The sequence below is a fragment of the Nocardioides sp. CPCC 206348 genome (assembly GCF_048654705.1).
Classification (GTDB): Bacteria; Actinomycetota; Actinomycetes; order Propionibacteriales; family Nocardioidaceae; genus Nocardioides.
The window spans coordinates 1-7,284 of sequence record NZ_JBMCZA010000148.1; the positions used below are offsets into that span (position 1 = coordinate 1).

General features: G+C 70.6%; 8 protein-coding genes. 4 read left to right on the top strand and 4 right to left on the bottom strand.

The genetic code is table 11. From position 1 onward, the window contains the following. Positions 1 to 193 (top strand): hypothetical protein (locus ACOADB_RS10165; RefSeq protein WP_378597853.1); only part of this gene is annotated, 193 nt, incomplete at its 5' end. A 47-nt stretch (positions 194 to 240) separates the two neighbouring features. Here ACOADB_RS10165 and ACOADB_RS10170 read toward each other — a convergent pair. The 3 genes from ACOADB_RS10170 to ACOADB_RS10180 are packed head-to-tail and all read right to left on the bottom strand — an operon-like array spanning position 241 to position 1,684. Beyond that, positions 241 to 579, bottom strand: coding sequence for an MscL family protein (locus ACOADB_RS10170; protein WP_378597855.1), 339 nt, complete (start codon positions 577 to 579; stop codon positions 241 to 243). 52 nt (positions 580 to 631) lie between these two features. After that, the gene (locus ACOADB_RS10175) at positions 632 to 1,300 is read right to left on the bottom strand and encodes an SAF domain-containing protein (RefSeq protein ID WP_378597857.1); all 669 of its coding nucleotides are present in this window, start codon (positions 1,298 to 1,300) and stop codon (positions 632 to 634) included. Between the two features lie 51 nt (positions 1,301 to 1,351). Next, positions 1,352 to 1,684 carry an FmdB family zinc ribbon protein gene (locus tag ACOADB_RS10180; protein WP_378597858.1) on the bottom strand — a complete coding sequence of 111 codons (333 nt, stop codon included), beginning with the start codon at positions 1,682 to 1,684 and terminating at the stop codon, positions 1,352 to 1,354. 85 nt (positions 1,685 to 1,769) lie between these two features. Between ACOADB_RS10180 and ACOADB_RS10185 the strand changes: the two genes are divergently transcribed. Continuing rightward, positions 1,770 to 4,460 (top strand): penicillin acylase family protein, encoded by a 2,691-nt coding sequence (locus ACOADB_RS10185; RefSeq protein WP_378597860.1) that lies wholly within the window; start codon positions 1,770 to 1,772, stop codon positions 4,458 to 4,460. 26 nt (positions 4,461 to 4,486) lie between these two features. On the opposite strand, the gene ACOADB_RS10190 is transcribed toward ACOADB_RS10185, so the two are convergent. Continuing rightward, complete coding sequence (locus ACOADB_RS10190; RefSeq protein WP_378597862.1) at positions 4,487 to 5,080, bottom strand: 5-formyltetrahydrofolate cyclo-ligase; 594 nt, start codon at positions 5,078 to 5,080, stop codon at positions 4,487 to 4,489. 29 nt (positions 5,081 to 5,109) lie between these two features. Here ACOADB_RS10190 and ACOADB_RS10195 point away from each other — a divergent pair, with 29 nt between their 5' ends. Together ACOADB_RS10195 and glp are read left to right on the top strand one after the other, a co-directional pair. Then, complete coding sequence (locus ACOADB_RS10195; protein ID WP_378597868.1) at positions 5,110 to 6,498, top strand: UTP--glucose-1-phosphate uridylyltransferase; 1,389 nt, start codon at positions 5,110 to 5,112, stop codon at positions 6,496 to 6,498. Next, a partial coding sequence (gene glp / locus ACOADB_RS10200; RefSeq protein WP_378597864.1) for a gephyrin-like molybdotransferase Glp occupies positions 6,491 to 7,284 on the top strand: 794 nt, incomplete at its 3' end. The genes ACOADB_RS10195 and glp, both read left to right, overlap by 8 nt.

The window sequence follows — 7,284 nt, forward strand, 5'->3', positions numbered from 1 at the left end:
CCGGGCGGTACCCCTGATGGCAGACCAGCCCGAACCCGAGTGGAAGCGCAAGCAACGCCTCGCCGAGATCTTCGGTGACGTGCTGCCGACCGTCACCTCGGACGAGAAGGACCCGCCCACGCCCGAGAAGGACGGCGGCGACACCGCCTCCGAGCGCTGGCTGAAAGCACAAGTGCCGCCTCACCACGGGTGAGACGGCACCTGTTCGATGCTGGGGTGCTGCGGGGCTGAAGCCTCCGGTCAGCGGGTGGCGAGCGAGTCGCGGATCTGCGTGAGCAGCACGACCTCGGGCGCCTCGGCCTCGGGAGCGTCCGGGAAGAACTTCTCCTTGGCCTTGGTGTACGGGGTGACGACCAGGAAGTAGACGATCGCTGCGAGGATCACGAACGCGATGACCGCGTTCATGAACGCACCGAAGTACGTCGTGTCGCTGAAGACCTCGTCCGTCGCGTCCGGCAGCAGGTCGGTCAGCCAGGCAGTGAAAGCAGTGACGACCCTGCCGAAGGCGGTGGCGATGATGAACGCGACGGCGATGTCGACGAGGTTGCCCTGGAGCAGGAACTTTCTGAAGCCGGTCATGTTTTCTCCTCTGTCCCGAGATGATGATGAGGGTGCTTGATCAGGCAGCAACCTATCTGTGACGCCACGTATAAGTCACGTAGGCCGCGACGGACGCTCCGGTGACGTCAGGCACCTCGAGGTGGCCCACCGCCACGACGACCAGGCGTCCCGGCAACGCTGCATCCCCCGAGATCCGGGCGTCGGGCACCGCCAGCACGGTCACGTCCCGGGCCAGCTCCCCGGTCGTTCCGGCCTGCGGATCGGTGGCCAGCAGGTCGATCCGGTCGCCCACCGTGAGCAGGGCCGCCTGGCCCGCATCGGACAGCCGGATCGGCATCACGACCGTGCCCGGTGGCTGTGCCCGGGCGAGGCCGTCGCCCACCAGGCGTACGTCGGTCACGGCTTCACCCTCGCGGAGCGGGGCGGCCAGCAGGCGGCCCGTCGGCGCCCCCACCACCCCCTCCGGTACGACGCCAGGAGCCACCTGTTGCTCGACGAGGTCCTCGGGGCGGAGGAGCTGCCCGGCCGGCAGGTCGCGGGCGGCGACGAGCATCGTGGTGGATGCCGGTGGTGGCGGCGCGAGGGTACGCAGCGAGGCGGCGACTGCCACGCCGACCAGCAGGACCGCGATCAGGCGGCGTCGGCGGAGCAGCCGTCGACGTACCTCGGCGAGGGCGTCAGCAATGCCCTGGGTGCGGGTGCGCGGCACGCGGCCCGATGCGGGTTCCCGGAAATCCATACCGGCGACCGTAGGTCGCTCGCGCCGGTCGTGCCGGCGTCCTCCACAGGGTCAGGCAGGGGAGGCGGCAGCGCCGGTGCTGGTGCTGCTGCTCGAGGTCGACTTCGCCGGCGTCGAGGAGCCCGAGTCCGACGAGGAGGACGACGAGGAGGACGCGGCCGGGGAGGCGCTCTCGGTCGAGGCGGCCGGGGAGGACGCGGTCGTGGAGGAGCGGCTGTCGGTCTTGTAGAAGCCGGAGCCCTTGAACACGACGCCGACGGAGTTGAACACCTTGCGCAGCTTGCCCTCGCACTCGGGGCAGACCGTCAATGCGTCGTCACTGAAGCTCTGGACCTGCTCGAACGCGTGGCCGCAGGCGGTGCAGAGGTACTGGTAGGTCGGCATCGGTGGATTCTCCGGGTTGGCACTCTCGACTTTCGAGTGCCAATGCTACGTCACGACCCCCACAGACGGCACAATGACGCCCACCATGTCGGGAGCAGAGAACGTCGAGCAGCAGGCCAGTCCGGAGACCGGGTTCCGCAGGTGGTCGCGCTCGAGGCGCTGGCTGACCGTGATCGCCGTGCTGTGCACGCTCGCCCTGGTGGCCAGCCTCACGGCGGCCTTCGTGGTCGCCCGCAAGCCGTGGCCGCAGACCAGCGGCGAGCTGGAGATCAGCGGCCTCGAGGGTGAGGTCCAGGTCATCCGTGACGACGCCGGCATCCCGCAGATCTACGCCGACACGATGCCGGACCTGATGCTCGCGCAGGGCTTCGTGCACGCCCAGGACCGCTTCTTCGAGATGGACGTCCGACGCCACGCGACCGCCGGGCGGCTCTCGGAGCTGTTCGGCGAGGCCGGGATCGAGAGCGACCTCGTGGTGCGGACGCTCGGCTGGCGCGAGGTCGCCGAGAAGGAGCTGACCCTGCTCCGGCCGGCCACCCGCAGTGCCCTCGACGCCTACGCCGAGGGCGTCAACGCCTACCTCGCCGGCCGTTCACCGTCCGAGATGTCGCTGGAGTACAGCCTGCTCGGCCTCACCGGTCTCGACTACAACCCCGCGAAGTGGACGGCCGTCGACTCCATCGCCTGGCTCAAGGCGATGGCGTGGGACCTGCGCGGCAACATGGAGGAGGAGATCGGGCGGGCCCTGACGGCCGAGGCGGTGGGCAGCAAGCGGATGACCGAGCTCTACCCGACCTACCCCTACGCCCGGCACGACCCGATCGTCCAGCAGGGCGGCCTGCTCGGCGACGAGTTCGACCAGGACGTCAGCGGCGGCGGACAGCGCCTGCTGCAGCGTCCGCCCCTCGGCGATCCCGACGCCCTGGCCGCGCTGGCGCAGGTGCGGGGAGTCCTCGCCGGCGTGCCCCCGTTGCTCGGTCAGGGCGACGGCATCGGCAGCAACGCGTGGGTCGTCGACGGCGACCACACCAGCACCGGCGAGCCGATCCTCGCCAACGACCCACACCTCGGGATCTCGCTCCCGGGGGTGTGGAGCCAGGTCGGGCTGCACTGCCGCACGGTCTCCACCGAGTGCCCGCTCGACGTCGCCGGGTTCAGCTTCTCCGGCGTGCCCGGCGTGGTCATCGGCCACAACGCCGACATCGCGTGGGGCTTCACCAACCTCAGCCCGGACGTCACCGACCTCTACGTCGAGCGGATCAAGGGCGACACGTGGGAGTCCGACGGCAAGGAGCTGCCGCTCGTCGTACGCGACGAGGTCATCAAGGTCCGCGACGGATCCACCATCGACCTCGAGGTGCGCTCGACCGGCCACGGCCCGTTGCTGTCCGACCTCGCCCGCCTCGACGAGGAGCTGGACGGGGTCGACCTCAGCGAGGACGGCCTGGTGGACCAGCTCACCGACATCGCTGCGGAGCAGGGGCCCGAGAGCTCCGGCGAGTCCTTCGAGGACCACATGAGCGACGTCCTGCAGCGGGAGTACGGCGTCTCGCTCGCCTGGACCGCGCTGGAGCCACGCCCCACGGCCGACGCACTCTTCGCGCTGAACCTCGCCAGCGACTGGAAGTCGTTCCGGGCGGCACTCAGTGACTTCGCCGTCCCCGGCCAGAACGTCGTCTACGCCGACACCGAGGGCCACATCGGCTACCAGGCGACCGGGCTCGTCCCGGTCCGCAAGCCCGGCAACGACGGCCGGATGCCCGCCGCAGGCTGGAAGAGCGACACCGCCTGGACCGGCGAGTTCATCCCGTACGACGCCCTTCCGAATGTGCTCGACCCCGATTCCGGGATCATCGCGACCGCGAACCAGGCGGTGATCGACCCGGAGCGGTACGCACCGTTCCTCACCTCCGACTGGGACCTCGGCTACCGCTCGGCGCGGATCAACGAGCTCCTCGAGGCCGACGACGAGCTGAGCGTCCGCAGCATGGGCGCGATCCAGCTCGATGACTGGAGCGCCATCGGCGAGGTGCTCACGCCGTACCTGCTGCGGATCGACCTGCCGCGTGGCTACTACTCCGACGGCCAGCGACTGCTGCGGACCTGGAACTACCGGCAGGGCCCGGAGAGCGGCGCGGCCGCGTACTTCAACGTGGTCTGGCGTGAGGTGCTGGAGCGGACCTTCGGCGACGAGCTGCCCGATGCGCTCGACGCCGACGGCAGCGACCGCTGGTTCGCCGTCCTCGCGTCGATCCTGCCCAAGGCATCGGCGAGCTGGTGGAACGACGTCGACACCGACGGCGTGCGGGAAGGGCGCGACGACATCCTGCGTGCGTCGATGAGGGCCGCCCGTGACGAGCTCACCGCACGCGAGTCGCCCAATCCCGACGAGTGGACGTGGGGCGCGCTGCACAAGCTCGAGCTCCGCTCGGCCACCCTGGGGGAGTCGGGCATCGGTGTGATCGAGCGGATCTTCAACCGTGGCGGCTGGGAGGTCGGTGGTGGCGGCTCGCTGGTCAACGCGACCGGCTGGGACGCGACCGAGGGATACGACGTCGTGACCGCCCCGTCGATGCGGATGGTCGTGCCGATGGACGACCTGGACGCCGCGCGCTGGATCAACCTGACCGGTGTCTCCGGGCACGCGTTCCACCCGAACTACACCGACCAGACCGACCGCTGGGCGCGCGGCGAGACCCTCCCGTGGGTGTTCTCCGACGAAGCCGTCGAGGATGCCGGCGAGGACGTGCTGACCCTGCTGCCTGCGGGTGGTTGAGCTGCGAGCGCAGCGAACCTCGAAACCTAGAAGCGGCGCAGTCCCGAGGGCGTCGCCGCGGCCGTGACCGGTCGGTCGTGGGGCTCGGCGGGGACGTCGGGGAGCACCTCGTCGTCGTACAACAGGACACAGGTGAAGGTGCCGACCGGCACCCGGCCGAGCGCGCGGTCGTAGGAGCCGCCGCCGCGGCCCAGGCGCAGTCCGGCCCGCGACACCGCGACGCCCGGGACCAGCACGACATCGGCGGTCGCGACGGCGTCGACGCCGAGGGGCGGGCCGGCGGGTTCGAGCAGGCCGCGGCCCGCCGGGGCCAGGGACGTCAGGCCGCGGTAGACGGCCCAGTCGAGATCGTTGTCGGGCAGCAGGACCGGCAGGATCACCCGCTTGCCGGCATCGACCAGCCGGTCGAGCAGGTCGGTCGTGCCCGGTTCGGTGCCGAGGGAGACGTAGCACGCGACGGTCGCGGCCCGTCGTACCTCGTCGGTGGCCAGCAGGACCTCGGCAATCGCCCGGGCGGCCGCACCGACCTCCGTCAGCGGTCGGCGCCGACGGCCGGTCAGGACCTGGTCCCGGACGGCGATCTTGCGGGCCGCTTCTGGGCGCAGTTGTGGACCGGTCACCCGACAAGCCTACGATCGACTCCATGGGCATGAGTGGGCGTAGCGGTGGTCTCGAGAAGGCGCGGGCAAAGATGCTGGCGGCGGGCGTGGACCCGGTGGCCGTCGACACATTCGCGCACTACTACCGATTGCTGGAGCACGGCGAGACCGGGATGATCCCCGAGTCGTCGATCGAGCCCGTCGACATCGAGAGCCTCGCCGACACGGACGTCCCCGCCGACGTCGCGGCCGACGCGATCGGCAAGACGGTCGCCATCAAGCTCAACGGCGGCCTCGGTACGTCGATGGGCATGGATCGCGCGAAGTCGTTGCTGTGCGTACGGCGCGGCCTGTCCTTCCTCGACATCATGGCCCGCCAGGCGCTCCACCTCCGCAAGGAGTACGACGCCCGGTTGCCCCTGATCCTGATGAACTCCTTCCGCACGTCCGCCGACACCCTGCACGCCCTGGGGCGCTACGAGGACCTGGCCGTCGACGGGCTGCCCATCGAGTTCCTGCAGAACAAGGAGCCCAAGCTCCTCGCGTCCGACCTGACGCCGGTGACCTGGCCGAAGGAGCCGGACCTCGAGTGGTGTCCGCCGGGCCACGGCGACCTCTACACGGCGCTGCGCGGCACCGGCCTGCTCGACCTGCTCATCGAGCACGGCTTCCGCTACGTGTTCGTCTCGAACTCCGACAACCTCGGCGCGGTGCCGGACCCGAAGGTGGCCGGCTGGTTCGCCGCGTCGGGAGCGCCGTTCGCGATCGAGGCGGTTCGTCGTACCGCTTCGGACCGCAAGGGTGGTCACTTCGCCCGCCGCAAGACCGACGGCCGGATCGTGCTGCGCGAGACCGCGCAAACCGCGAAGGAGGACCTCGAGGCCCTCGCCGACCTGACCCGGCACCAGTTCTGTTCGACGAACAACCTGTGGTTCGACCTGCACGCGATGAAGGCCAAGCTCGACGAGCGCGAGGGCATCCTCGGCCTGCCGCTGATCCGCAACAACAAGACCGTCGACCCGGCCGACCCGGACAGCCCGGCCGTCGTCCAGATCGAGACCGCGATGGGTGCGGCGATCGAGGTGTTCGACGGCGCCCGGCTGATCGAGGTCGGCCGCGACCGGTTCATCCCGGTGAAGACCACCAACGACCTGCTGGTGCTGCGTTCCGACGTCTACGAGATCGGCGCGGACTTCGGCCTGACCCAGGTCGCCAGCGACGTGCCGTTCGTCGAGCTCGACGCGGACCACTACAAGCTCGTGGCCGAGTTCGACCAGCGCTTCCCCGAGGGCGCGCCGTCCCTGGCCAAGGCCTCGTCCCTCACCGTCGAGGGCGACTGGACCTTCGGGCACGGTGTCCAGGTCGTCGGCGCGGTCGAGCTGTCGGGCAAGGGTGCGCAGCGGATCGCCGCCGGTGAAGTGCTGTCCGGGGATGCCTGACCCGTTGGCTGGATCGACCACGTCGGTTGAAGACCACCGCGCGCGGATCCTCGCCGCGGTCGCCCCGCTGACCCGCTTCGACCTGGTGCCGTTGGCCGACGCGATCGGTCGCGTGCTGGCGGCCGACGTGACGGCCCTGTTGTCGGTGCCGCCGTTCGACCACGCCGCGATGGACGGCTTCGCGGTCCGTGCTGCGGAGGTCGCGTCGGCAGCGGAGGAGAGTCCTGTCGACCTGCCGGTGGCCGGGGTGATCGCTGCCGGCGACCAGGTCATGCCGCTGCCCGCGGGCGCGGCCATCCGGATCATGACGGGCGCCCCGGTGCCGCCGGGCGCCGACGTGGTGATCCCGTTCGAGTGGACCACCGGCGTCGACCCGGTGCGGATCCTGCGCACCGCTGCCGCCGGTCGTCACGTCCGCAACGAGGGCGAGGACGTCGCCGTCGGCGAGATCGCGCTGCGCGCCGACACCCGCCTCGGCCCCACGCAGATCGGGTTGCTCACGTCCGTCGGTGTCCGTGAGGTCCCTGTGCATCCGCGGCCCCGGCTGGCGGTCATCTCCACCGGTGCCGAGCTCGTCGACGGGCAGATCCCCGACAGCAACACGGCGACCCTGGCCTCGGCGGGTCGCGCTGTGGGGGCGGACGTCACGGCCTTCGGACCAGTGCTCGACGACCCGGCCGCGTTCCGCGAGCAGCTGCAGAAGGCAGCCGAGGTGTCCGACCTGGTCGTGACGACGGGCGGCGTCTCCGCCGGCGACCACGACGTCGTGAAGGCCGCCCTGCGCGA